This is a genomic window from Petrotoga sp. HWHPT.55.6.3, from assembly GCF_002895495.1.
GTDB lineage: Bacteria > Thermotogota > Thermotogae > Petrotogales > Petrotogaceae > Petrotoga > Petrotoga mobilis.
Window position 1 is genome coordinate 1 of sequence record NZ_AZRJ01000032.1, and the last position, 25,870, is coordinate 25,870.

Sequence of the window (25,870 nt, forward strand, 5' to 3'; positions counted from 1 at the left end):
TTTACTTGATTTCAAATATTTTTCTATCAACCTTTTGGTTAGTTCCATATCGAATGCCTCCATTTTTTCCTTGCCTCCTTCCAAAAGAGTCAAGGATATGATATCATTTCAAAGACATCGAATTATGATCTAACCAATCTTTTTCACGGACATGTAATATTATCTAATGCGCAAATTTTATTATTTGGTCAAAAAGATGTATAATAATAACTTAACGAAGAAAAAAGGCTTTGATCTTGAAAGTACATCACTGTGAAGCCTTTTTGATTGCAAGTATGAGAACATATCTAAAAAATATTTAAAAGACCTAGGAGGAATAAGATGATAGATTTTACTATGGACAAAGAGGTACTCGAAAAAGCAGTAGAAAGGGCTATAGAGAATAATATTATTATACCTACCTTTGCACAGATGCGAGATCCAGCTTTGATTCCTGATAAAATCAAACAACAGCTAAAAAATATAGGTTTATGGGATGTTAATTCATACAACTTATTTAGAATTACATGGAAAAACGAACCGGTTCCAAAAGGTGGTTTATATGGTGATGTAAATTACTTTGAGTTACCATCTGAATTAACGGGCGTTAAAGCTCGAATCGTGGCATTGGTAGGTAAATGGTTCCCAACCGGCTCCCACAAGGTTGGTGCCACCTTTGGGTGCCTTGTACCAAGGCTTGTAACCGGTCAATTTGATCCTACTACTCAAAAAGCCGTTTGGCCTTCAACAGGAAATTATTGTCGCGGAGGAGCTTATAACGCCCAGCTTTTAGGATGTGAATCCATAGCTATATTGCCTGAAGGTATGAGTAGAGAAAGATTCGAATGGTTATCAAAAGTTGCGGGGGAAGTAATAGGAACACCCGGAAGTGAGAGTAACGTAAAAGAGATATTCGATAAATGTAATGAATTAAAGTCTACTCACGACAATATTGTTATTTTCAACCAGTTTGATGAAATGGGCAATCGTTTGTGGCATTATGTAGTTACCGGGCCTGCTATGGAAGAGGTGCTGCAAAAAATTATGGGGGAAAAAGACAGATTGGCAGGAACCGTTCTAACTTCAGGATCTTCTGGAACGTTGGGTTCAGGAGAATATTTAAAATCTAAGTACCCAAAGAGTAAATTAGCTGTGTCAGAGGCACTGCAGTGTCCCACTTTATTATACAACGGATTTGGTGCCCATCGAATTGAGGGCATAGGAGATAAACATGTGCCTTGGATTCATAACGTTAAAAATACCGATATGGTTATGGCAATAGATGACAATGATGCTATGAATTTAATAAGACTTTTCAACGAACCTGAAGGGAAAGACTTTTTAAGAAAACAGGGAGTCTCTTCGTCGATAGTAAATAATTTATCTTTACTGGGAATCTCTTCTATTGCAAATGTTCTTTCCGCTATAAAATTTGCCAAATACTACGAATTAACAGATAAAGATGTTGTGATGACCGTATTCACTGATTCAATGGAATTATACGATTCTAGGCTTAAAGAGTTACAAGAACAAAAAGGTAAATATTCTGAACAGCAGGCTGCTGTAGATTTTGAGAAGCATCTAATGGGGGTAAAAACAGACTTTATTCAGGAACTGAGTTATTATGATAAAAAAAGAATACACAATTTAAAATACTATACTTGGATAGAACAGCAGGGTAAAGAATTAGAAGAATTGAACGAGCAATGGTACAACGATGAAAAATATTGGGGTAATGCCTTTGAAATTGCAGACAAAATCGATCAATTAATAAATGAATTTAACAAAAAAACGGGATTATTAGGCTAAATTGGAGGGGAGAAAACTGAAATATGTAAAAGATTTGGTTTGTATTTCTTGTGGGGAAAAATACGAAGCTTCACCAACACAATATCTTTGCCCAAAATGTGGAGAAAAAGGTATTTTAGATGTTGAATACGATTACGAAAAGATAAAAAAAGATTGGAATAAGCAAGATTTAAAAGCAAATCCTGATCCATCTATATGGAGATATTCACCACTCTTACCAATAGATCCTAACACCCCTAAGCCACTCTTGCGAGTGGGAGGAACGCCTCTATACAAAAGTAATGTTATGGCAAAACTACTAGGTTTAGAAACTCTTTACATAAAAGATGATGGTTTAAATCCAACAGGTTCACTGAAAGATAGAGCGTCTGCTATAGCCGTTGTAAAAGCACAAGAGGCAGGCATGAACATCGTTGCCTGCGCTTCTACTGGGAATGCTGCCTCTTCGTTGGCGGGGAACATAGCATCTATGGGAAATGAAATGAAGGCTGTTATTTTTGTTCCCTCGCGAGCCCCAATTGGAAAAGTTACTCAGCTATTGGTTTTTGGAGCTTTAGTTTTATCAGTAAAGGGGTCTTATGAAGAAACTTTTTATCTATCACAACAAGCTATTGATAAGTGGGGCTGGTATAACAGAAACGCTGCGATAAACCCCTACTTAGTTGAAGGTAAAAAAACTTCTTCAATTGAAATCGCTGAACAATTAAATTGGGAAATGGTTGATTGGTTAGTTTACTCCGTGGGTGATGGCTGCACAATAGCAGGTGCTTGGAAAGGTATGTATGATTTAAAACAAATAGGATTCATCGATAGACTACCAAGGCTATTAGGGGTGCAATCTGAAGGCTGTGCGCCAATTACTCAGGCATTTAAAAGCGATACAGATCTTGTTCCAGTTCCCGAAAATACCATCGCTGATAGCATTGCTGTTGGAAAACCTCGAAATTATATAAAAGCTATTAAAGCAGTTAAAGATTCAAATGGTGATATGATCAATGTAACAGATGATGAAATACTAAATATGATAAAAATTTTAGGAAAGAATACTGGCATTTTTGGTGAACCTGCAGGAGTTGCAGGAGTGGCTGGTATAAAAAAAGCTGTTGAAAACGGCATAATCAAACCTTCTGAAAGTGTTGCGGTTGTTGTTACTGGGAACGGTCTGAAAGATATTAAAAATGCTGAAAAAGCAACGGGCGCTCCTTTGTCTTTAGATCCGAATTTAAATGAATTATCTCAACTATTAGAAAAATATAATTTTAAATAACTTATTAAATAGTTGAACGAGATTTATTTCTATCATAAAAAAACAGCAATAAGCAATAAAACTATCAGATAAAAGGGGGTTCATTAAAATATATGAATTACCAACAAATACTATCAAAAGCCAAGGAATACAAAAAAGACATGACCAGATTTCTTAGGGACATGATTGCTATTCCAAGTGAAAGTGGAAAAGAAAAAAAAGTTATTTTACGAATTAAAGAAGAGATGGAAAAAGTTGGTTTCGATCGAATAGAGATTGATCCTATGGGAAACATTCAAGGTTACATCGGCAATGGAAAACACTTAATAGCTATGGATGCTCATATAGACACAGTAGGTATTGGAGATATAAATTTATGGAATTACGATCCGTATAAAGGTTACGAAGACGAGGAAATTATCGTTGGAAGAGGGGCAAGTGATCAAGAAGGCGGAATGGCTTCTATGGTTTATGGAGCCAAGATTATCAAAGATTTAGATTTATCTGATGATTATACCCTATTAATTACTGGAACAGTTCAGGAAGAAGATTGTGATGGACTCTGCTGGCAATATATCATCGAAGAGGATAAAATTAAACCAGAATTTGTAGTTATTACAGAACCAACTTCTTGCAATATATATAGAGGCCAACGCGGTCGGATGGAAATAAAAGTATCGACGCACGGTATTAGTTGTCATGGTTCAGCTCCTGAAAGAGGAGACAACGCTATATATAAAATGGCTGACATCATAAAAGAACTGCAAGTATTACACACTTGTTTAAAAAATGATGATTTCTTAGGAAAAGGCAGTTTGACAGTTTCTGAAATTTTCTTCTCTTCTCCTTCAAGGTGTGCGGTTGCAGATGGTTGTTCGATATCTATAGATAGAAGGTTGACTTGGGGAGAAAATTGGAATGATGCATTAAAGGAGATTAAAAATTTACCTTCATCTGCAAAATACAATGCCGATGTGGAACTTTACACTTATGAAAAGCCATCCTATACTGGATTAGTATATCCCACACAAGCGTATTTCCCTGCCTGGGTACTATCGGAAGATCATCCTGCTTGTCAAACTCTCATAGATGCATATCAAAACTTATTTGAAGAAAAACCATTGGTAGATAAATGGACTTTTTCCACCAACGGTGTTTCAATAATGGGAAGGTATGGTATACCGTGTATTGGATTCGGTCCGGGACATGAAGATCAAGCACACGCTCCCAACGAAAAAACTTGGAAAAGCGAGTTAGTGAAGGCTGCTGCAATGTATGCATGCATTCCTAAACTGTACGTTCAAAAATACTCGTAAAAGGAAGGATTGAAGTGTTAATAAAAAACGGTTTTGTTGTTACCACCACAAAAGCTGAAAAAAAGGACATTAGAATCGTAGGAGAGAAAATAAAAGAAATAGATGCTAACTTAGAACCTAATATAGATGAAGAGGTAATAGATGCAAGTGGGAAGTATGTTTTCCCCGGTATTATAGATAGTCATACTCATTTTAGTTTACACGCCAGAGGTACCACAAGTATAGATGACTTCTATTGGGGAGGTAGATCAGCTGCTTTAGGTGGAGTAACCACACACATAGATTTTGCCGATATGGAAGAAGCTTCTTTAATGAAGGGATTAGAAAAAAGATTTGAAGAAACTATAGATTCCGTGATCGATTTTCATTTTCATATGGTTATTAACAACCATTTTGATCCACTTAAGCAAAATCATCAGCTTAAAGAGATCAAAGATTTTGGAATATCTAGTTTAAAAGCTTTCACCACCTACAGAGATATATATATGTTGTCTCCTGAGAAATGGGAACCTTTATTTAAAGCAGCTTCAGATAATGACTTAATAGTAGCTGTTCATGCTGAAGATAATGAAATTATTGAAAAAAATATTATCAAATTCCAGAAAGAGAACAAATTAGATGTTCAATACCATCCAGATATAAGGTCAAGTGAAGCTGAGCAAAAGGCTGTTAAAGAAATTTGTGAGATTGCTCATAAAGCTAACGCTTCGTTATACATCGTGCATCTTTCATCTGAAAAAGGCTATCAGGTTGTAAAAGATTACAAGAAATTAGAAGATTTTAAATTGTATGTCGAAACTACTCCTCATTACCTTTTATTAAATAGGGAATTATTAAAAGGCTCTAAAGCTAGACTTTATCTTATGACTCCTCCATTGAGGGAAAGAGAAGATAACGAAGCTTTGTGGGAAGGGGTAAAAAAAGGTTTTATAGACGTAATTGCCACAGATCACTGTGCATACGATGCAGAACAAAAATCAAAAGGTGAAAATTCGTTGGATATATTTCCTGGTATTCCAGGAGTAGAAACACTTCTCCCATTGGTTTATACATATGGAGTAAATAAAGGTTTAATTTCAATTAACCGATTGGTTGAGCTGCTTTCCACCAATCCTGCAAAAATTTTTAAATTATATCCCCAAAAAGGAACAATAGCTGTAGATTCAGACGCTGATTTAGTTATTTTCGATCCAAATTTTAAGGAAGTATTAAATAGTTCTAACACCCATTCAAAAGCTGGATACACTCCTTTTGAAGGATTTGAAGTAGAAGGAATTCCTATTACAACTATTTTAAGAGGAAAGGTAATAGTAAAAGATAGAAAATTCATAGGAGAAAAAGGATTTGGAAGGTTCGTAAAAGCCATATAATCATATTGGAGGAGATAAAATGAATACACTTTTTAGGGGAAAGGATTTTATTACCACACAAGAATGGAGTGAAGAAGAATTAGAAACAGTATTTGAAGTATCCAAAGAACTTAAATTAAGATTTGCACTAGGAGAACCTACGGATCATTTGTTGAGATCAAAAACTATCTTTATGATGTTTTTCGAACAATCTACACGAACCCGAAATTCTATAGAAGCAGGTATCACACAACTTGGTGGACATGCTCATGATCTGACACCAGATAAGATGCAACTTTCTCACGGAGAATCCGCAAAAGACACCGCAATTGTGTTGAGTCGATTCGGCCATGCCATAGCAATAAGAAACTGTTTCTATGGAATTGGAAACAAATATATCAGAGAAGTGGCAAAATATTCCGATGTGCCTGTTATCAACCTTCAAGATGACATTTATCATCCTTTACAAGGCTTGGCGGATTTGATGACAATAAAAGAAAAATGTGGCAATGATCTTAGGAATATTAAAGTTACTATATCTTGGGCTTACGCTACATCTCATGCAAAACCTTTGTCCGTCCCTCAAACTCAGGCATTATTATTTACAAGGTACGGAATGGACGTGACTATAGCCCATCCAAAAGAATTTCCACTTATGTCAGAGATCCTAGAACAAGCAAAGCAAAACGCAGAAAAACATGGTGGAAGTTTAAAATTTACAAACGATATGGATGAGGCATTCGATGGAGCTCAAATTGTAATTCCAAAGAACTGGGGTGGGTTTTTAGGTGTTGAAAATCCTGATACGGATGAAGGAAAAAAACAGATGAAAGAAAATCTTGAAAAACACAAAGATTGGATCTGTGATGAAAGAAGAATGTCATTGGCTGATAAAGATGTTCTTTATATGCACGCCATGCCAGCAGACAGGGGAAAAGAAGTAACTGATCCTGTCATTGATGGACCTCATTCAATAATATATGACGAAGCAGAAAACCGTTTACATACAGCAAAAGCAATTATGGCTTTGACTATGGGAGGAAGACCCTGATCTCTATTTGGAGGTGAACAATTATTTTTAAAAGTGTTAATCAACCAAAAAAAAGAATCGACGCATACGAAAAGGTAACCGGAAAAGCGAAATTTGCTGATGATTTAGAATTTCCGAATATGTTGTATGCAAAAGTACTTAGATCTAAGTATCCTTCTGCAAGAATATTGAACATATACTTAGACGAAGCTAAAAAGATTCCTGGTGTAAAAGTAATTATAACGGCAAATGATATACCCAACAACGAATTTGGCGTCATTATCCCCGACCAACAAGTGTTGGCTAAAGAAAGGACTTACTTCATAGGAGATGGAATAGCGGTTGTCGCCGCAGAAACGCCAGAGTCTGCAAAAAAAGCAGTCGAAAGTATAAAAGTTGAATACGAGGAGATCCCAGGAATTTTTGACCCCTTAGAATCTAAAAACGCGCCATCTATTCATGAAGATAAAGACAACAATCAGGTCATTCACCACAAACTCAGAAAAGGCAATGTAGAAGAAGGTTTTAAAAGATCAGATATAATTTTGGAAAGAGAGTATAAAACTCAATTTATTGAGCATGCCTACATGGAACCTGAGGTCGTAATTGCCGTTCCTTATGAGAACAATAGTGTAGTTACAATATATGGGTCAGTACAAAATCCTTTCGCTTGTCGTAACGCGGTGGCTTCGGTTCTTAAAATTGGATTCAATCAAGTTAGAATAGTTCAAAATCACATAGGTGGCTCTTTTGGTGGTAAAGATGAGGTGATTTCTTCTATGGCTGCTCGAGCTGCTGTTCTGGCTTTGAAAACCAACAGACCTGTAAAGTTAAAAAACACAAGGGAAGAATCAATTATCGAAAGTTATAAAAGGCATCCTTACAATATGAGGTACAAAGTAGGGGCTACAAAAGAAGGCAAGTTACTGGCTATGGAAATAGAGGCGATCGCAGATAGTGGAGCTTACGCCTGCCAAACTCCTTTTGTTACTTGGAGATCTGTTGTTCAAGCAACGGGCCCTTACGAAATTCCAAATGTAAAAACAGATACTTATGGATATTATACCAACAACGTATATACGGGAGCCATGCGTGGATATGGCTCTCCTCAAGTTATATTTGCCAATGAATCTCTCATGGATGAATTGGCTCAAGAACTCGGGATGAACCCTTTTGAACTTCGATTAAAAAATATTTTTCATGACAATTCAGAAACAGCAAGTGGTCAAAAACTAGATAATCACAAAGTCAGTCTCGGAGAAGTGATTAAAAAGGCTACCGATTCGATCAATTTTTTAGAGAAATACAAAGAATACAGTAAGGAACAAAAAGGTGATAAACGGAAAGGAATAGGAATGGCTATAAGTTATAGAGGCTGTAGTTTAGGAGCAGAAGCTGTGGATGCCGCTGGTGTCATATTATCCATACAAAAAGATGGAACATTATATTTCTATAGTGGTTTGGCTGAAAACGGACAAGGTCTTAAAACAGCCTTCTCTCAAATTGTAGCCGAGGAATTAGGAATAGATATTGAAAAGATCAACTTTATGGTCGTTGATACTTTGATATCTCCAGATAGCGGTTCTACGGTGGCTTCTCGTGCGACATTGGTTGGTGGGAATGCAACGCTAGATGCCGCTAAAAAGCTCAAGAAGAAATTAACTGATTTTCTTATAGAAAAATATAATTTATCCCACAAAGAATTAATATTTAAAGACAATTCGATTTATACTCCAAATCAAATAAAATTAATGTCTTTCGATGAAGCTGTTTCCAGTGCATACAACTCTGGCGTCTTTTTATCTTCATATGGTTGGTACAAATCACCTGAGATAAGTTGGGATGAAGAAACAGGGCAAGGGAGACCCTATTTTACATATGTTTATGGATGTCAGATAGCAGAAGTTGAAGTTGATATCAGCACTGGTGAGATAAAAGTTTTGAAAATGGTAGCTGCTCATGATGTTGGAAGAGCTATCAATCCTGCAAGCGTTCTTGGACAATTTTATGGTGGGATATCAATGGGCCTTGGATACGGAATCATGGAAGAGTTGGATACAGACGAGGGATACATCAACAACACCAATTTTGACGAATATTTGATACCCACAGTAAAAGATATGCCAGATATAACTCCCATTATAGTTGAAAACCCTGATCCTAGTGGGCCTTACGGAGCAAAATCCGTAGGAGAGCCCACCTTAGAATTAGGTGCTGCTGCTATAGCTAACGCTGTTGCCCAAGCAACAGGAAAAAGAATAAGATCCTTGCCCATAAACTTAGAGAAAATTGTTGTAGGTCATTCTTTGAAAAAAGGAAGGAAGAAAAGATGATTGAATATGATTTTTTAATTGCTAAAGATGTTGATTCTGCTTTAGAATATTTGCATAAATATGAAAATATAAAGGTATTAGCTGGTGGAACTGATATACTGGTAGATATACATAAAGAAAGTCCAAGATTAGAAAAATTTGATTATATATTGGATATTTCTAATATCAAAGGTCTTCAATATATAGATGAAATGGAAGATAACGTCGAGTTGGGAGCTTTGTGTACACATACAATGTTAATCCAATCAAACGTTATCAACAAATATTTCCCATTTCTCGTAACTGCAGCAAAAAGTATAGGCTCCGTACAGATAAGAAACAGAGGTACCGTTGGAGGAAATATATCTAATGCGTCTCCAGCAGCTGATTTAATTCCTCCTTTGATGGCGTTAGACTCTAAGATAGAGCTAAGTTCTATAAATGGGAAAAGGCATGTGCCCTTAGATCAGTATATTGTAGGACCTTACAAGACCAGTAAAAATCAAGATGAACTTGTAACTAAAATAATAATTCCAAAACTAGATGAAAATTATCGTTTTAGTTTTCAAAAAATTGGAAGAAGAAGAGCTTTGAATATAGCAAGACTAAACTTAGCTGTCGTTGCAAAAATAAATGAACAAGACTCAAAAATTGAAGATATAAGAATAGTGCCAGGTTCTGCAACACCTTTTCCGATAAGATTTAAGAATATAGAAGGGGAAATACTAAATCAAAAAGCTAGTCAATTAAATTTGGAAGAGTTAGCAAAAAAAATAGGTGACGAAATGGTAAAAATAACTGGCGAAAGATGGTCTACTCCCTACAAAAAACCTGCCTTAGGTGCTATTTTCAAAAAGGCTATCATGGAGGTTACAAACTCAAGCGAAAAATTATGATTTTGGTAAAGTGAGGTGTAACACATATGAACGAAGACATTCTAAAAGCAATAGATAAAGCTCTTAAAGAAGGACCTGAAGGGGTTTTGTGTACAGTCGTTGAAGAAAAGGGATCTACTCCTCGCAGTATGGGAGCCAAAATGTGGGTTAGTGCAGACGGCAGTACAATTGGAACCATAGGAGGAGGCATAGTCGAACACCATGTAATCGATGAAGCTCTCAATTTACTTAAAAACAAAGCTCAAGTTCTTCTATATAGGGAATCGCTCAACACAAAAGAAGCTGGAGATGAAGGTGCCATCTGTGGGGGAAGCTTGGGAGTGTTTCTAGAAGTGATAGGGCAGAATCGTGAAGTTGTTATTTTCGGTGCAGGGCACGTCGGTAAAGCTTTGGCTCGTGTGGCGACTCTAACTGGCTATAAGGTAACCGTATGGGACGATCGTAGAGATTTTGCAAATGAGGATAATATACCCTGGGGACATGTGGTTTGCTCTCCATTAAAAGAGGCCTTGGATAATGAAATACGCTTACACAACAAAAGTTATGTTGTGGTAGTAACCAGGGGACATGCTGTTGACAAAGAGGTAGTACAATCCCTTGAAAATAAACCTTTTGCCTATCTTGGCGTCATAGGCTCAAAGCACAAGATTGCTGAAACGAAGAAAAATCTGCTTAAAGTTGGTGTGTCCCAACACTTTTTGGACAAGATTCATGCCCCCATAGGTCTACCAATTAAGGCAGAAACACCAGAAGAATTAGCCATATCGATACTTGCTGAATTAATAGCTGTGGAAAAAGGTGCTGATTTAGATACACTCCGTCTTCCATTCTACAACACAATTGGAAGCAAAGAAACAAGCAGTGTACAAAATTGATCGAAACTTATGTTTATGGAGGTATTCAAAAAATGAGAAAAATTGAAGTAACGCTCTATGTGAATAATAAAAAAGAAGTATTACAAGTAGACCCAACGGAGCGACTTCTTGATACTTTACGCAATCAATTGAAATTAACTAGCGTAAAAGAAGGTTGCGATGTGGGAGAATGTGGCGCCTGTACAGTTATTTTAAATGGCGAGGCTGTTCATTCTTGTTTAGTTTTAACTGCTCAAGTTGATGGTTATGAAGTTTTCACCACAGAGGGGTTGGAAGTTAATGGAAAATTAGATCCACTGCAACAATCTTTTATTGATCATCAAGCTGTTCAATGCGGTTTTTGCACCCCTGGTATGCTGATGTCTGCTAAAGCTTTATTGAATAAAAATTCTAATCCCTCAAGGGAAGAAATAAAAACTGCGATAGAAGGGAATCTCTGTAGATGTACCGGATATCAACAAATAGTTGAAGCGATAGAAGCAGTTACACAGAATAAGAAAGGGTGATATATTTGTCGAACATATTAATAAAAAACGCTAAAGCTATTATCACGATGAATGCAAACAAAGATCAATTGAAAGATCACGATATTTTAATTAAAGGAAACAAAATAGAGAAAATTGCGAAAAATATAGATTTATCAAACGAACAAATAGATGAAGTTATAGATGGTTCTAAATATTATGTTTATCCAGGGTTGATTAACACACATCATCATTTCTATCAAACTTTTACTAGGAACATTCCCCAGGTACAAAATGTAGAATTATTTGATTGGTTAAAGTTTTTGTATCCCATTTGGTCAAAGTTGACACCAGAGGTTGTTTACTACAGTACTTTAGTTGCAACAGCCGAATTACTCAAAACTGGATGCACAACATCTGTTGATCACTTCTATGTTTTTCCAAAAAATCAACCACCAGATCTTCTTGACAACGAATTTTATGCTGCAAAAGAAATTGGGATCAGATTACATGGAAGTAGAGGAAGTATGTCATTGAGTGAAAAAGATGGAGGACTTCCTCCTGATTCAGTAGTTCAAACAGAAAAAGAAATATTGAAAGATTCCCAAAGAGTTATTGAAAAATTTCACGATCCTTCTCCATTTGCCATGCATAGAGTCATTCTAGCTCCTTGTTCTCCATTTTCTGTAACCTCTACACTTCTCAACGAATCTATTAAATTGGCAAGAGAATATAGTGTTTGTAGTCATACACATCTAGCTGAAACAAAAGATGAAGAGAGATTTTGTATAGATGCCTTTGGTAAGAGACCATTAGAATACATGGAGAGTTTAGATTGGTTAGGTTCTGATGTATGGTTTGCCCATGGGGTTCATTTCAACGAAGAAGAGATAGATAAGTTGGCATTAACTAAAACAGGGGTTGCTCATTGCCCTGTTTCGAATTCAAAACTCGCCTCTGGGGCTGCAAAGATCCCCTCTATGTTAAAAAAGGGTGTCAAAGTTAGCCTGGCTGTCGATGGGAGTGCAAGCAACGATTCTTCTAATATGATTTTAGAAATGAAAACTGCTTTTTTGATGAGCAGATTAATTTACGGTATCAACGCTATCACATCCGAAGATGTGCTGAATATAGCCACAAAAGGTGGAAGTGAAGTTATAAATCAGCCGGAAATTGGAAGTTTAGAAGAAGGTAAGGCCGCAGATATGTTCTTGGTTCGTTGGGATCGATTGGGTTATACAGGAGGCTTTTATGATCCTATTTCAATGATTATTAATACAGGTGATTCTCAAATTGTAGATATTACGATAGTCAATGGAGAAATAGTTGTAAAAGATGGTGAACTTGTTAAAGTTGATGAAAGAAAAATCATCGAAAAGGCTAATGAACTATCTAAAAGGATGCTCGAGGCCTAAAAATTTGGAGGTAAATGAAGATGTTGTTAATAGGTAACGCCACTGTTCTCACCTTTGACGAAGAAACTCCTATAATTAATAATGGTGCGGTGTTAATAGAAGGCATAAAAATAAAAGAAATAGGAGAAACCGAAGTTTTACTTCAAAAATATCCAAACGCCGTTTTCAAAAACGCTCGAAATAAGGTTTTAATGCCTGGTTTAATAAACACTCACACCCACCTGTACAGTACTTTTGCCAGAGGAATGAATTCAAAAACTGACATCCCCCCACAAAACTTCATAGAAATATTAGAAAAATTATGGTGGAGATTGGACAACACTTTAAACGAGGATGATATTTATTATAGTGCATTATTTGCAATTTTAGAGTGTATAAAAAACGGAGTTACCACCATTTTTGACCATCATGCTAGTTTTAATTATATAGATGGCAGTTTGGACATCATTGCACAAGCAGCAATGGAAGCTGGTATAAGGGCTAATCTTTGTTATGAAGTATCAGATAGACATGGTCAGACTAAAAGCGATGCATCTCTGAAAGAAAATGAAAGGTTTATTAGAAAGATTCAGGTTTCTCAAAATGATAAGTTAGGTGGAATGATTGGGTTACATGCTTCTTTTACACTTGAAGATAGAACCTTAAATAAAGCTTCAGAATTAGCAGACGAGTTACACGTTCCGTTTCATATCCACGTTGCTGAGGGGAGAGAAGATTTACAGGACAGCGTAAAAAGAGGTTACATGGGTGTAGTCGATAGATTAACGAAATTTAAAATATTAAGGCCACATACCTTAGCTGCTCATGGTGTTCATATCAAGAAAGAAGAGATTCCTATGTTGAAGAAGAGTGGTGCGTGGGTTGTTCACAATCCAGAATCAAACATGGGGAACGCGGTAGGAGCAGCTCCAATAAAAGATTTTTTTGATCACGAAATCCTAACCGGTCTGGGAACAGATGCTTATACACACGATATGTTCGAAAGTATAAAGGTTGCAAACTTGCTCCAAAAACATCAATTGGGTGATCCACAAGCGGGGTGGAACGAAGTTTACAACATGGCCTTTAATAACAATATGCAAATTGTTTCCAACCTATTAGGTGTCGAAATTGGAAAAATAAAAGAAAATTTTCGTGCGGATTTAATAATAGTAGATTATATTCCACCAACTCCAATAGAAAAAGATAACGTTTATTCTCATATCCTTTTTGGAATGAACGGGGGAATGGTTGAAACTGTAATTATTGACGGCAAAATTATTATGGATGATCGGGAGGTGACGATTTTAGATTATGAAAGAATACACAGGAGAACTAGGGAGCAAGCAAGAAGATTTTGGGAGAGATTCTGATCAATACTTTGCTCCTAAAACATTGAAAGAAGCTACAGAAATACTTTCAAGATACAGCCCTAACATCAAAATCATCGCAGGTGGTACAGATGTTTTGGTAGATTACTTTGACCGTCTTTATGAAATAGAAAGGTGGTTGAGCTTAAAAAATCTCAATGAACTGAAAAAAATCGAAATCAACAATGATCTAGTTGAAATTGGTGCCTTAATCACCCACGATGAATTAGAAAAATCTGAGATTATACAAAGATATTTTCCGCTTATCAGCCAAGCAGCATGGGATGTTGGATCACCCCAAATCAGAAACATGGGTACCATAGGTGGAAATATTGCAAATTCTTCCCCAGCCGGAGATTTATTACCTCCTTTAATGGCATATGATGCAGTATTCAAACTAACTTCACAAAATGAAACTCGTGAAGTACCCGCACAAGAATTTTTTCTAGGACCTAAAAAAAACACACTTAGAAAGAATGAAATCATCGAAAAAATTATCATTCCAATACCCCAAAAACATACCTTTGGAAAATGGTTCAAAGTTGGTAAAAGAAATGCTTTAATAATTTCAAGTATCACGTTGGCTATTGTTGTGACCTTCGATGATAATGAACACATAAAAACAGTGAAATGTTGTCTTGGCTCTGTAGCCCCTGTTCCAGTAGAAATCTCACAAATTCAACCCTTGATGGTTGGCAAAAGGTTAAACGAATTAGACTATTCTCAAATTGCAAGGGTAGTTTCTGAAAATATTTCACCAATAGACGACATAAGAGGAACCAAAGAATACCGAATAGAAGTAGCAAAAAATCTAACAGTTAACGCTTTAAATGAAATAGAAAGGATGGTGAGGGTAGGTTGAAAATAAACTTTACCATAAATGGGAGTAAAAGAGAATGCAATGTAAATTCAACTACCCGATTGTTGGATTTAATTAGGGACGATTTGAATCTTACAGGTACAAAAGAAGGTTGTGGAAAAGGAGAATGCGGTGCATGTACCGTTATAATGAACGATAAGATCGTAGCCTCTTGTTTGGTACTTGCATATGAAGCCGATGGTGCAGATATAGTTACTATTGAAGGTTTGAGCAATAAAGATATTTTACATCCTATTCAAGAAGCTTACATTGAAACAGGAGCGGTACAATGTGGGTTTTGTACGCCTGGATTTATATTGGCAACTAAGAAACTTCTCGATGAAATTCCTAACCCAACGGAAGAAGAAATAAAAAGGGGATTATCCGGCAATATCTGTAGGTGTACAGGATACCAAAAAATAATAGACGCTGTTAAACTCTCTGTCACTAAAATCGCTGAGTATAAGCGAGGTGAGAAAGTTGAAGTCAAATAAATACGTAGGAGAGAATGTCTTTAAAGTTGACGCCAAGGACAAAGTAACCGGTAAAGCTATTTATCCCGATGATATATACCTTGAAAACATGCTCTATGTGAAAGTTAAACGCGCAACCCATCCACACGCTCACATCCAAAAGATCGATGTCTCTAAAGCAGAATCATTACCGGGGGTAATTAAGATTATAACCGCAAAAGATTATCCAAATTTGAAAAAGTTTGGATTGATAATAAAAGATCAACCCGTTCTGGTTGGGATAGGAGAAAAAACCCGTTTTATGGGAGACGCATTGGCAATAGTCGTTGCAAAGAGTAAAGAAATTGCCACCAAAGCGATTAATTTAATCAATGTAGAGGTTAAAGAATTAGAGGTAATTACAGATCCTTTCAGGGCAATGGAAGAAGACGCTCCAAAAATTCATGAAGATGGAAACATACTCGTCACTCACCAATTAAACAAAGGAGATATTAAAAAGGGATTTGATGAATCTGACGTAATAATAGAAAGAGAGTACAAAACACAGCATATTGATCAACTGCCTTTACAAGTGGAGTCTGGCGTAGCTGTTTACGACGAAAAAACTGGTGTAATAACTATTTGGGCAGCTACACAATGGCTTCATGATACACAAGCAGATATAGCCCAATCTTTGAATCTACCCAAAGAAAAAATCAGAATAATACAACCCGTTATTGGAGGAGCGTTTGGTAGAAAAGAAGATATTTCGGTTCATATACATTTAGCGTTGGCTGCAATGGTTACTAAACACCCTGTCAAATTAACTTACACAAGAGAAGAATCTATGATCGCTCAGTCTAAAAGGCATCCTCTATATATAAGGGCAAAAACGGGAGCTACCAAAGATGGAATCCTAAAGGCATGGGAGGTTGAAGTTGTAGGTGATACTGGGGCATATGCATCTAGTGGTCCTGCTGTTGTACATAAAGGTATGTACCATTGTACAGGTCCATACAATGTACCTAACGTTAAGGGCATCGCTCATACCGTTTACACTAACAATACATATTCTGGTGCTATGAGAGGATTTGGAGCAATGCAGATGACTTTCGCCTATGAATCTCAAATGAGCATTTTAGCAGAAAAGTTAGCTATGGATCCAGCAGAGCTCAGACTTAAAAACGCCTATCGAATCGGTTCTACTACGCCAAATGGTCAAAGACTTACACAAAGTGTGAATGTCGTTGAAACCATAGAAGAAGCTTTAAAGCTTTCCAGTGAGAAAGAGGGTGTTTGACAATGAAGAAAAAAGGTAGAGGTATGGCTACGATAATGTTTGGATATGGTTACGGTGAAGGATTTCCCGATTTTTCCCATGCGACGGTTGAATTTACCGATGATGAAAAGGTTTTGGTGGTAACCGCTGCTGCAGATGTAGGACAAGGAGTTTTAACGGTTGTCACTCAAATTGCCGCAGAATTACTATCTGTTGAGGTTGAAAAAATAAAAGTTATTCAAGCTGATACCCATAAAACTATGAATGCTGGCTCAACCTCTGCAACCCGTCAAACTACCTTTACAGGGAATGCGGTAAAACAAGCGTGTGAAAATTTAAAGGGAAAAATATACCACTATGCGAGTTTAGAATTTAACAGTAATTATCCAGAATTAACTTTAAAAGGTGGAAAAATCATCTACAATCCTAACCCTGAAAAATATCTTACTTACTGGGATTTAAAAAGAAAGGTGGAAGAAAAAGGAGAAATTTTGAAAGGTGAGTCAACGTACTTTCCTCCAACGTACTCTCCAGACCTAATATCCGGCCAAGCTGAGAAAGTATACGTTGCCTACACTTTTATGACTCAGGTTGTCGATGTTGAAGTCGATACAGTCACGGGAAAAGTTGATGTTAAGGATGTATACACAGCCCTTGATTGTGGAAAAGCTATTAATCCAAAAAATGTAGAAGGGCAGATTGAAGGTGGTACAGTGCAAGGAATAGGAATGGCCCTTATGGAAGAACAAGTAATAAAAAATGGGATCACGTTAAATCCAAATATGACAGGTTACCTGGTCCCAACTTCTATGGATGTTCCAAATTTTCATTCAGTTTTAATAGAAAATGAAGATGCTATTGGACCATTTGGAGCAAAAGGTGTAGGAGAACCAACAATCATGGCAGCCTCTCCTGCTATTGCAAACGCTATTTACGATGCCATAGGTGTCAGATTTTATGAGTTACCCATCACTCCGGAAAAAATTCTTAAAGCTTTAAAAGAAAAAGATGATGATTAAAAAGAATATTTTTCTTACAGGTTCCGTGGGTGTCGGTAAATCAAAGATTATAAGTAAAGTGATCAAGCAACTATCATTGAATATATCTGGTTTTTCAGTTGCTAGAGAAGGTAAAAAAAATAATTGGAACTCTTTTTATTTAGTTCAAGCATCTTCTTTTAACAATAATAATCAATCTAAAAAATCTGAATTCAACAGATTTGCCTTCAGAAGTGATTACTCTAAAAATTGGGAGATAAATATTCGAGTATTTGACAAACTCGGAGTACAACTCCTTACAAACATCGACGATGCTGATGTGGTAATTATGGACGAATTAGGGAGATTCGAGTTAACTGCGTTCAAATTTCAAAAGAAAGTCATAGAAGTTTTGAATAGTGACAAGCCTGTTTTAGGTGTAATAAAAGATGAATCTAACGTATTTTTGGATGATATTAGGAATAGAAAAGACGTTCAAATATTTAGAGTGACCTTGGAAAACCGCGAAGAAGTTTACAAAGAGGTATTATTTTTGATAAAACAAATAATTACACTGAAGGAGTGAATTTATGGCTGATATATCTGTGGATTTATTAGGAATGTTGTTAAAAATCCCTGTAATGCCTGCTGCTGGGCCTCCCATTAAAGATGGAGAGAGTGCTTACAAAGCCAAAGAGGGAGGAGCTGGAGCAATCGTTACTAAAACGGTCTCAGTGAAAGCTGCAAAAGTTCCAAAGCCAAATATGGCACAGGTAAAAGGAGGTTTTATCAATACCGAACTTTGGTCTGAGTTATCCTTAGAACAATGGATTGAAAAAGAATACCCTAAGGTTGTTGAAACAGGCTTGCCTGTGATAATAGGAGTTGGGTACACCTCTGAAGAGATAAAGGAAGTAATACCAAAAGTAGAACGATTCGCTGATGCCTTTGAACTCTCTACTCATTATCTTGGTAACGATCCAACACCTATGATTAATAGCATAAAAGCTGCAAAAGAAAGTACAGACCTTCCCGTTATGGTAAAACTCAGTCCCCAAGTAGATATTCCTACGTTTGCAAAAGAGGCTGAAAAGGCAGGTGCAGATGGTTTAGTCTTAATAAACTCTTTCGGTCCGACGTTAGATATTGATTTAGAAAGCGGTAAACCATTGTTGGGAAGTGAGAGAGGTTATGGGTGGTTATCAGGTCAAGCAATATTTCCCTTAGCTTTGAGGGCAGTTTTTGAGGCTGTAAGATCAGTTAATATTCCGGTAGTTGGAGTAGGTGGAATCAGTACAGGCAAAGAAGCAATAAAGATGATAATGGCAGGAGCCCAAGCTGTACAAGTCTGTACAGCTGCGATTTTAAATGGACCTCAAATATATAACAAAATTGCCAACGAAATTGAAAAGTATCTGGACGATCATGGTTTCAACTCCCTAGAAGAAATTAGAGGAATAGCTCAAAAAAATACCGTTATTCAGCCAAATTATAAATTGATAGTTCCAGACATAAACGATGAAAAATGCACTGAATGTGGATTATGTGTTAAAAGTTGTGTCTACGATGCAATTCATCTTGTAAAAGATCTCAACAGTGTGAGAATAGATACAAATAAATGCGTTGGTTGTGGATTATGCGTAACAAGATGTAATTTCAATGCTCTGTCCTTATCTTTATAGAAGGGGGTAATACTTTGTCAAACAAAGCTCTATTGCCAATAGCTTTAGGAAAAGAAAAAGCAGATTTAGTATTCAAAAACGGAAAAATAATAGACGTTTTTAACGAACAAGTTATAGAAGATGATTTAGCTATTTCCAATGGCTTAATCATCGGCTTTGGAAAATACGAAGGTAAAGATGAGGTTGACTTAGAAGGCAAATTCATATCTCCTGGTTTTATAGATGCCCATCTACATTTGGAAAGTGCTATGGTCACGATAGAAGAATTCGCTAAAACAGTCATCCCACTAGGGACGTTGACTCTTGTTGCAGATCCACATGAGATAGCAAATGTAGCTGGGGAAGTTGGTATAAAATATTTCTTGACAATTGGGAACAATTTACCTTGGAATTTTAATTTAATGATACCCTCCTGTGTGCCTGTTACTCCTTTCGATAAATCAGGATCGGTACTTAACGCTGAAAAAATAAAAGAATTAATGGCAGAAGGAAGCTTTTTTGGTCTTGGTGAAGTTATGGATTATGAAGGAGTCATAACAGGACAAGATTATATTTGGGATAAGATTGAGCTAATGAAGAACTATTTTATCGATGGTCATGCACCAAAACTAGAAGGAAAATTTTTAAACGCATATCTTTTAGCCGGAATCATGGCTGATCACGAAACCACATCCCCTTATGAGGCATTGGAAAAGGTTTCAAAAGGGATGTACATAATGGTTAGGGAAGGTTCAGTAACGAGGGATCTTCAAAGCTTGTTGCCTGCAATTAACGATAAAAATAACAGTAGCTTTTTATTTGCCACAGATGACAAACATCCTGAAGACCTCCTGTCAGAAGGCCATATAAATTTTATGATTAAAAAGGCTATTAACCTGGGGATGGAACCACTTAGAGCGATAAAACTTGCCACTATAAATGCCGCACGTTCCTTAGGATTACATCGTTTGGGAGGTATTGCTCCGGGATATAAGGCTGATCTTCTGATAATCGACAATTTAGATGATTTGAACGTTTTACAAGTTTACAAAGGCGGACGAAAAGTAGCAGAAAATGGAAAAGCTTTATTCCAGATTGACTCTAATAACTTTGAAAAGCCTCCTTCAATTTTTCATTCTGTAAATATAGCTCCTATTAAAGAAAGTGATTTCAATATTCCTAAGGGGAAAACCTATCGTGTTATAAACATGATTCATGATCAGATCATCACAGGAGAGGAGTTTTTCTCATTTCCAGAGAGTTTTGAAGAAGAACGATTTATAAGGTATAATATAAATAAAATTGCGGTTGTGGAAAGGCACAAAAGCACTGGAAATGTCGGTTTAGGATTGATAAAGGGTTTTGGATTGGAATCTGGTGCCATAGCGAGCTCCATAGCTCATGACTCTCACAATATTATTGTTATAGGTACAAATTCAAAAGATATGAAGATAGCAGTAGACAAGATAGCAGAAATTCAGGGTGGAATTGTAATTGCTAATAACCAAAATATAGTTGATTTTATAAATTTACCCATCGGAGGGCTTGTTTCTACGGACCCCATTGGAAAAGTTTCCGAAAAGCTTCAAATACTAAGGAAATTAGCCCGTGATTTAGGGGTCAAAATAAATAGCCCTTTCATGACGTTGGCGTTTATGGGATTACCAGTGGTTCCCAAATTGAAGATAACTTGTGATGGGATATACGACGTTGAAAATCATACTTTTGTTTCATTGGTCGCAAATTAATATTTTAAAAGGGGGTTATACTTATGGCAAACACTCAGCAAGAAGGATTTTTTGAAAGGGCTTTCAAGCTAAAAGAGAACGGTACAAACGTTAGAACTGAGGTCTTGGCTGGTATCACAACGTTCATGACGATGGCTTATATCATCTTTGTAAACCCTTCGATCCTCAGCGATGCAGGAATGCCTTTCAACGGGGTCTTCATAGCAACTATAGCGGGGGCAATTTTAGGTACTGTAATGATGGCTTTGCTGACCAATTATCCATTTGCATTGGCTTCAGGAATGGGTTTAAACGCTTTCTTTGCTTATTCAGTCGTAATAGGTATGGGAGTTCCTTGGCAAACCGCTCTCGGAATAGTTTTTTTGGAAGGCATCATCTTTATTATACTTAGTGTTACCCCCGTAAGACAGATGATTGTTAATTCTATTCCTATGAGTCTGAAGACAGGGATAAGTTCTGGGATTGGGTTGTTTATTGCTTTTATAGGTTTGCAAAACGCCGGCATAGTAGTAGCAGATCCCGCAACATTGGTAAGAATGGGAGACTTATTCTCAGGGCCAGCTTTAATAGCGTTATTGGGTCTAATTATAACAGGCATTTTACACGCTTTAAGGATAAAAGGAGCCCTATTGTTAGGGATCATAATAGCTACGATCTTAGGGTTTTTCAACGGAGTTACGCCAACACCCCAAGGTGTTGTAGCGTTGCCAAAAATGGCTGATTGGTCTCAAGTTTTGTTCCAACTCGATATTAGATCTGCTCTTAATATCGGGATGATTGGAGTCATCGTTTCATTCTTATTCGTAGATCTTTTTGATACAGCAGGTACGTTGGTAGGGGTTAGTCAGCAAGCAGGTTATTTGAAAGAAGACGGTTCTTTACCGAAAGCAGATAAAGCACTCTTAGCTGACGCTATCGCCACCACCGGTGGTGCACTCTTTGGAACCAGTACCGTTACAACATACGTTGAATCTGCTTCAGGCGTATCTGAAGGAGGAAGAACAGGGTTAACAGGTATCGTTGTTGCTATTTTATTTTTCCTTTCTTTATTCTTTCAGCCTATAATAGCTATAGTACCCGGGGCAGCTACCGCCCCAGCATTGATAATAGTCGGGGTAATGATGTTGTCAAATATAAGAAGCATAAAATGGGAAGATTTTACCGAAGTTTTTCCCGCTTTCGTTGCAATGATAGTAATGCCTTTAACTTATTCCATTTCTAATGGAATAGCTTTAGGTTTTATCACCTATCCTTTAATCAAATTATTCACTGGCAAAGGTAAAGAAGTCCATTGGTTAGTATACGTTTTGTGTGCATTATTTATCGTTTACTTTATATGGCTTTAAATCATTTATCTAGGAAGTGACGTTTCGCAATGATATCGGCGGTGGTCTTAGCGGCGGGTGAATCCTTAAGAATGGGGACTCCTAAACAGATTTTACCTTGGGAAAATACAACTGTTTTAGAAAGCATTGTTACCAAACTTATAAAATGCCAATATATAGGCAATGAAATAATTGTTGTTTTAGGGGGTAACTATGATAAGATAATTCCAGTTTTTTCGAAGTATGAAGACCACCGTTTGAAAATTGTAAAGAATAATGAATACCAAAAGGGCATGCTAACAAGTGTGTGGAGTGGTTTGAACTCATTATCAAAAAGTTCAGAATACATACTTTTCACACTTGGCGACATGCCTTTAATCAAGATTGAAAGCTTCAACGAACTTATTAACTTTGCAATAAATTCTAAAACAACTATATTGGCACCTATTTATCATGGGAAGAGGGGGCATCCACTGATTGTACACAAAAGCCAGATACCAGATATTTTTCAATTATCAGGACCTGGCGGGTTAAGAACACTTTTAAGTAAACATCCTGAAAGGGTAACTTTGCACGAAGTTAGCGATGAAGGTATTATCATCGATATTGATACAATTGAAGATTACAATATATATCTAAAAAAGCAACAGGGAGATGATAGTAAGTGAAGAGAGGTTCATCCTTTTTTTTGATTTTATTTCTTTTAACTTTCACATACGTATTATTTGCCAACACAATAACGGTTACTGATATGGCTGGAAGGGAGGTAACAATACCCTCTAATATAGAACGTATCGTAACAACTTACAAGCCAGCCACTCAATTTGTATTTGCATTAAACGCCCAAGAAATGCTTGCTGGCGTGGATAATACATCAACAAGAGAAAAATTATTTACTTCAATTTATCCGGAAGTAGAATTGTTAGTAGAAGTGGGTTCAAAAAGAGAAGGGATAAATATTGAAACTGTGGCATCTTTAAATCCCGACTTAGTAATACTATTCCCACATAACCAAGCCGAATTCACAGCTTCCAAATTAGAAACTTTGGGGATATCCACAATTATTATCAATCCTGAAAGTTTAGAAGAAATACGAGAAACGAATAGATTGTTAGGGAAAGTATTGGGATTAGAAGATAGAGCGGAAATTGTAGATAACCAGTTTGAAAATATTTTAAAATTGTTGGAAAAGTCTAAAAATTTGCCTGACAATCAGAAAAAAATTGTCTATTTTGCTAATTCTCAGCTATTGGATACAGTAGGAAAAGATATGATGCAAACGGATATGATAGAGTGGGCTGGAGGAATAAATCCAGCAGCACAAAGCGACGCGGGGTTCATAAAGATATCACCAGAACAGTTAATAGCTTGGAATCCTGATGTTATAGTTACATCCCAGACATTTCAAGGTGATATAGAGGAGTTGTATAAAGAAGAAAAATATCAAAACGTTAATGCTTTTAAGAACAAACAAATTTACCGGTTCCCTTCAGAGCTTGAACCATGGGATTATCCAAATCCCTCATCTTATTTGGGCATGCTTTGGTTAGCAACAAAAATACATCCCGAACTTTTTTCGGATATCGATTTCAATAAAGTAGCTGACGAGTTTTATTACACTTTGTATGGAGTTTCATACATTGAATTGTTATCTAAAATTGGAAATTAAATCATTAAACTTATTTACATGGAGATATTAATATGCACATTCAAAATAAAAACCAAACTCTAGGTCAACATCAAAAAAGAACACTTCTCTATCTTTTATTAATTCTGTTATTGGTTTTTGTTATTTCACTTTTTGTTGGAAGATACAAAATCTCGATCGTTGAAATTACCAACACTATAAAAAACTTACTCTTACGTAATGATGTTCAAAGTAGTAACGATTGGTTAGTTTTCTTTCATATTCGTTTGCCGAGAATTATATTGGTAATGTTTGTGGGTTCGGTTCTGTCTATAACTGGTGCAACATATCAAAGCGTTTTTAGAAATCCATTAGCCTCTCCATCAATACTTGGCGTATCAGCGGGATCAGCATTTGGAGTAGCTTTATCTATCCTGATCAGTGAAGAGTCTTTAATTGGTACATACTTATTATCTTTTGTTTTAGGGCTAGTTGCCGTTCTTTTTACTTTTTTCATTTCTGTTTGGAGTAAAGTAAAAGGGGTTACCGTCCTTGTTTTGGCAGGAATGGCTGTAACCTCTTTCTTCAACGCCTGTGTCTCTTTAGTACAATACTTAGCAGATCCTTATGAAAAGTTACCAAATATAGTATTTTGGCTAATGGGGAGTTTCAACAGGGCAGGTTGGAGAGAAGTATATATTTCATTATTTACAATTCTTCCAGGGATAATAATTCTTCTTATTTTAAGATGGTATTTGAACGTTATGTCTATGGGAGAAGAAGAAGCCTTATCAATGGGAATAAATGTACGAAGAATGAGGATTTTATTGATCATTGTAAGTACCGTTATGGTTGCTCCTACAGTGGCTGTTGCTGGTCAAGTAAGCTGGATTGGATTGATTACTCCGCATATTGCGAGGTATATAATAGGTGCAAACCATAGATACATGCTTCCTGCAACGTGTATCTTGGGTTCTGTGCTTCTGTTAATTATGGACGACATCGCCAGAACAATCACACCCGCAGAAATCCCTATAAGTATTGTTACCGCATTTATAGGTGCACCGTTTTTCGTTTATCTTTTATTGAGGAGAAGAGAAAGTGGGTGGAATCAATGATATCTGTTAATAATATATCTTTTTCTTACGACACTGTTGGAGACACGATTAAAAATATCAGTTTTACTTTGAATAAAGGTGAACTAATTGCTTTGTTAGGGCCCAATGGTTCAGGTAAATCAACTATACTAAAATGTTTAAACGGCACATTGAAACCAAAAACTGGAAAAATATACCTAGAAAATTTTAATATCAAAGATCTAAGATATAAAGAAATTGCAAAACTTATAAGTGTAGTTCCTCAGGAACATTCTGCCGTATTTTCATACCTTGTGATAGATATAGTAGCCATGGGAATTACTCCTTATCTTTCTTTTGGAAGGATGCCTACAAAAAAAGACTATAGTTTGGCATATTCAAAATTAAAATTTTTTAATATTCAACACCTTGCTGAAAAGAATTATAACCAATTGAGCGGTGGAGAGAAACAGTTGGTGCTAATTGCACGAGCTTTGATGCAAAATACAGATTACTTGATCATGGATGAACCTACGTCTCATTTGGATTTTAAGAATCAACATCTATTGATGAAAGAATTAAAAAAATTGAGTGAAAACGGAAAAGGGGTTATTACAGCACTTCATGATCCTAATCTTGCTTTAAGATTCTGTGATAGAATAATAATGGTAAAAAATGGTGAAGTAATTTGCAGCGGTGAAAAAACCGAAGTGATGAACTCACAAAATTTACAAATCCTCTACGACGTACCGGTTTCGATGAACAAGGTGAAAGACGTAAGCATAATATACATAAACTAATAAAATATTAAAAGTTTATAGCTTTA

Annotated in this window: 23 protein-coding genes; all 23 read left to right on the plus strand. The window is 36.4% G+C overall.

Features of this window, described 5'->3' with window-relative positions; translation table 11 throughout:
- Positions 1-321: 321 nt before the first annotated feature.
- The 23 genes from X926_RS08330 to X926_RS08440 all read left to right on the plus strand — a co-directional run bounded on the left by X926_RS08330 (position 322) and on the right by X926_RS08440 (position 25,844).
- Positions 322-1,788, plus strand: a complete 1,467-nt coding sequence (locus X926_RS08330) for a phosphoribosylaminoimidazolesuccinocarboxamide synthase (protein ID WP_103065747.1) — start codon at positions 322-324, stop codon at positions 1,786-1,788.
- Position 1,789: 1 nt separating this feature from the next.
- Positions 1,790-3,055, plus strand: a complete 1,266-nt coding sequence (gene thrC, locus X926_RS08335) for a threonine synthase (protein ID WP_103065748.1) — start codon at positions 1,790-1,792, stop codon at positions 3,053-3,055.
- Between the two features lie 92 nt (positions 3,056-3,147).
- Positions 3,148-4,350 (plus strand): YgeY family selenium metabolism-linked hydrolase, encoded by a 1,203-nt coding sequence (locus tag X926_RS08340; protein WP_103065749.1) that lies wholly within the window; start codon positions 3,148-3,150, stop codon positions 4,348-4,350.
- A gap of 14 nt (positions 4,351-4,364) precedes the next feature.
- A complete protein-coding gene (gene hydA, locus X926_RS08345; RefSeq protein WP_103065750.1) occupies positions 4,365-5,720 on the plus strand; it encodes a dihydropyrimidinase in 1,356 nt (451 codons plus the stop codon).
- Positions 5,721-5,739: 19 nt separating this feature from the next.
- Positions 5,740-6,750 (plus strand): ornithine carbamoyltransferase, encoded by a 1,011-nt coding sequence (locus tag X926_RS08350; RefSeq protein ID WP_103065751.1) that lies wholly within the window; start codon positions 5,740-5,742, stop codon positions 6,748-6,750.
- Positions 6,751-6,869: 119 nt separating this feature from the next.
- Positions 6,870-9,062, plus strand: a complete 2,193-nt coding sequence (locus tag X926_RS08355; RefSeq protein ID WP_199171201.1) for a xanthine dehydrogenase family protein molybdopterin-binding subunit — start codon at positions 6,870-6,872, stop codon at positions 9,060-9,062.
- Entirely contained in the window at positions 9,059-9,937 is an 879-nt protein-coding gene (locus X926_RS08360) for a xanthine dehydrogenase family protein subunit M (RefSeq protein WP_012209523.1), read from the plus strand. Before X926_RS08355 ends, X926_RS08360 begins: the two co-directional genes overlap by 4 nt.
- 26 nt (positions 9,938-9,963) lie before the next feature.
- Positions 9,964-10,812, plus strand: a complete 849-nt coding sequence (locus tag X926_RS08365) for an XdhC family protein (RefSeq protein WP_012209524.1) — start codon at positions 9,964-9,966, stop codon at positions 10,810-10,812.
- Positions 10,813-10,844: 32 nt separating this feature from the next.
- Complete coding sequence (locus X926_RS08370; RefSeq protein ID WP_103065753.1) at positions 10,845-11,318, plus strand: (2Fe-2S)-binding protein; 474 nt, start codon at positions 10,845-10,847, stop codon at positions 11,316-11,318.
- Positions 11,319-11,323: 5 nt separating this feature from the next.
- On the plus strand, positions 11,324-12,691 hold the full coding sequence (locus X926_RS08375) for an 8-oxoguanine deaminase (RefSeq protein WP_103065754.1): 1,368 nt from the start codon (positions 11,324-11,326) through the stop codon (positions 12,689-12,691).
- Positions 12,692-12,711: 20 nt separating this feature from the next.
- Complete coding sequence (ssnA, locus tag X926_RS08380; RefSeq protein WP_012209527.1) at positions 12,712-14,043, plus strand: putative aminohydrolase SsnA; 1,332 nt, start codon at positions 12,712-12,714, stop codon at positions 14,041-14,043.
- Positions 13,985-14,902 carry a xanthine dehydrogenase family protein subunit M gene (locus X926_RS08385; RefSeq protein WP_103065755.1) on the plus strand — a complete coding sequence of 306 codons (918 nt, stop codon included), beginning with the start codon at positions 13,985-13,987 and terminating at the stop codon, positions 14,900-14,902. The genes ssnA and X926_RS08385 overlap by 59 nt, the downstream gene beginning before the upstream one ends.
- Positions 14,899-15,393 (plus strand): (2Fe-2S)-binding protein, encoded by a 495-nt coding sequence (locus X926_RS08390; protein WP_103065756.1) that lies wholly within the window; start codon positions 14,899-14,901, stop codon positions 15,391-15,393. The genes X926_RS08385 and X926_RS08390 overlap by 4 nt, the downstream gene beginning before the upstream one ends.
- Positions 15,380-16,651 (plus strand): xanthine dehydrogenase family protein molybdopterin-binding subunit, encoded by a 1,272-nt coding sequence (locus X926_RS10360; RefSeq protein ID WP_103065757.1) that lies wholly within the window; start codon positions 15,380-15,382, stop codon positions 16,649-16,651. The genes X926_RS08390 and X926_RS10360 overlap by 14 nt, the downstream gene beginning before the upstream one ends.
- Before the next feature lie 2 nt (positions 16,652-16,653).
- Positions 16,654-17,649: a xanthine dehydrogenase family protein molybdopterin-binding subunit gene (locus X926_RS10365; protein ID WP_103065758.1), complete on the plus strand. Its 996-nt coding sequence runs from the start codon at positions 16,654-16,656 to the stop codon at positions 17,647-17,649.
- Positions 17,642-18,193, plus strand: coding sequence for a nucleoside-triphosphatase (locus X926_RS08405; protein WP_233186721.1), 552 nt, complete (start codon positions 17,642-17,644; stop codon positions 18,191-18,193). Before X926_RS10365 ends, X926_RS08405 begins: the two co-directional genes overlap by 8 nt.
- A 4-nt stretch (positions 18,194-18,197) precedes the next feature.
- Complete coding sequence (locus X926_RS08410; protein WP_103065760.1) at positions 18,198-19,289, plus strand: 4Fe-4S binding protein; 1,092 nt, start codon at positions 18,198-18,200, stop codon at positions 19,287-19,289.
- 14 nt (positions 19,290-19,303) lie between these two features.
- The gene (ade, locus tag X926_RS08415) at positions 19,304-21,016 is read left to right on the plus strand and encodes an adenine deaminase (protein ID WP_103065761.1); all 1,713 of its coding nucleotides are present in this window, start codon (positions 19,304-19,306) and stop codon (positions 21,014-21,016) included.
- Between the two features lie 23 nt (positions 21,017-21,039).
- Positions 21,040-22,362 (plus strand): NCS2 family permease, encoded by a 1,323-nt coding sequence (locus tag X926_RS08420; protein WP_103065762.1) that lies wholly within the window; start codon positions 21,040-21,042, stop codon positions 22,360-22,362.
- A 29-nt stretch (positions 22,363-22,391) separates the two neighbouring features.
- Complete coding sequence (locus X926_RS08425) at positions 22,392-23,009, plus strand: NTP transferase domain-containing protein (protein WP_103065763.1); 618 nt, start codon at positions 22,392-22,394, stop codon at positions 23,007-23,009.
- Positions 23,006-24,010, plus strand: coding sequence for an ABC transporter substrate-binding protein (locus tag X926_RS08430; protein ID WP_103065764.1), 1,005 nt, complete (start codon positions 23,006-23,008; stop codon positions 24,008-24,010). Before X926_RS08425 ends, X926_RS08430 begins: the two co-directional genes overlap by 4 nt.
- Before the next feature lie 32 nt (positions 24,011-24,042).
- Positions 24,043-25,086 carry an iron ABC transporter permease gene (locus X926_RS08435; protein WP_103065765.1) on the plus strand — a complete coding sequence of 348 codons (1,044 nt, stop codon included), beginning with the start codon at positions 24,043-24,045 and terminating at the stop codon, positions 25,084-25,086.
- Positions 25,083-25,844 (plus strand): ABC transporter ATP-binding protein, encoded by a 762-nt coding sequence (locus X926_RS08440; RefSeq protein ID WP_103065766.1) that lies wholly within the window; start codon positions 25,083-25,085, stop codon positions 25,842-25,844. Before X926_RS08435 ends, X926_RS08440 begins: the two co-directional genes overlap by 4 nt.
- Positions 25,845-25,870: the final 26 nt, after the last annotated feature.

Coding starts and splice junctions, on each gene's coding strand:
- X926_RS08330 (WP_103065747.1), top strand. CDS start 322: ATGATAGATTTTACTATGGACAAAGAGGTACTCGAAAAAGCAGTAGAA.
- X926_RS08340 (WP_103065749.1), top strand. CDS start 3,148: ATGAATTACCAACAAATACTATCAAAAGCCAAGGAATACAAAAAAGAC.
- X926_RS08350 (WP_103065751.1), top strand. CDS start 5,740: ATGAATACACTTTTTAGGGGAAAGGATTTTATTACCACACAAGAATGG.
- X926_RS08355 (WP_199171201.1), top strand. CDS start 6,870: ATGTTGTATGCAAAAGTACTTAGATCTAAGTATCCTTCTGCAAGAATA.
- X926_RS08360 (WP_012209523.1), top strand. CDS start 9,059: ATGATTGAATATGATTTTTTAATTGCTAAAGATGTTGATTCTGCTTTA.
- X926_RS08365 (WP_012209524.1), top strand. CDS start 9,964: ATGAACGAAGACATTCTAAAAGCAATAGATAAAGCTCTTAAAGAAGGA.
- X926_RS08370 (WP_103065753.1), top strand. CDS start 10,845: ATGAGAAAAATTGAAGTAACGCTCTATGTGAATAATAAAAAAGAAGTA.
- ssnA (WP_012209527.1), top strand. CDS start 12,712: ATGTTGTTAATAGGTAACGCCACTGTTCTCACCTTTGACGAAGAAACT.
- X926_RS08385 (WP_103065755.1), top strand. CDS start 13,985: ATGAAAGAATACACAGGAGAACTAGGGAGCAAGCAAGAAGATTTTGGG.
- X926_RS10365 (WP_103065758.1), top strand. CDS start 16,654: ATGAAGAAAAAAGGTAGAGGTATGGCTACGATAATGTTTGGATATGGT.
- X926_RS08405 (WP_233186721.1), top strand. CDS start 17,642: ATGATTAAAAAGAATATTTTTCTTACAGGTTCCGTGGGTGTCGGTAAA.
- X926_RS08410 (WP_103065760.1), top strand. CDS start 18,198: ATGGCTGATATATCTGTGGATTTATTAGGAATGTTGTTAAAAATCCCT.
- X926_RS08420 (WP_103065762.1), top strand. CDS start 21,040: ATGGCAAACACTCAGCAAGAAGGATTTTTTGAAAGGGCTTTCAAGCTA.
- X926_RS08425 (WP_103065763.1), top strand. CDS start 22,392: ATGATATCGGCGGTGGTCTTAGCGGCGGGTGAATCCTTAAGAATGGGG.
- X926_RS08435 (WP_103065765.1), top strand. CDS start 24,043: ATGCACATTCAAAATAAAAACCAAACTCTAGGTCAACATCAAAAAAGA.
- X926_RS08440 (WP_103065766.1), top strand. CDS start 25,083: ATGATATCTGTTAATAATATATCTTTTTCTTACGACACTGTTGGAGAC.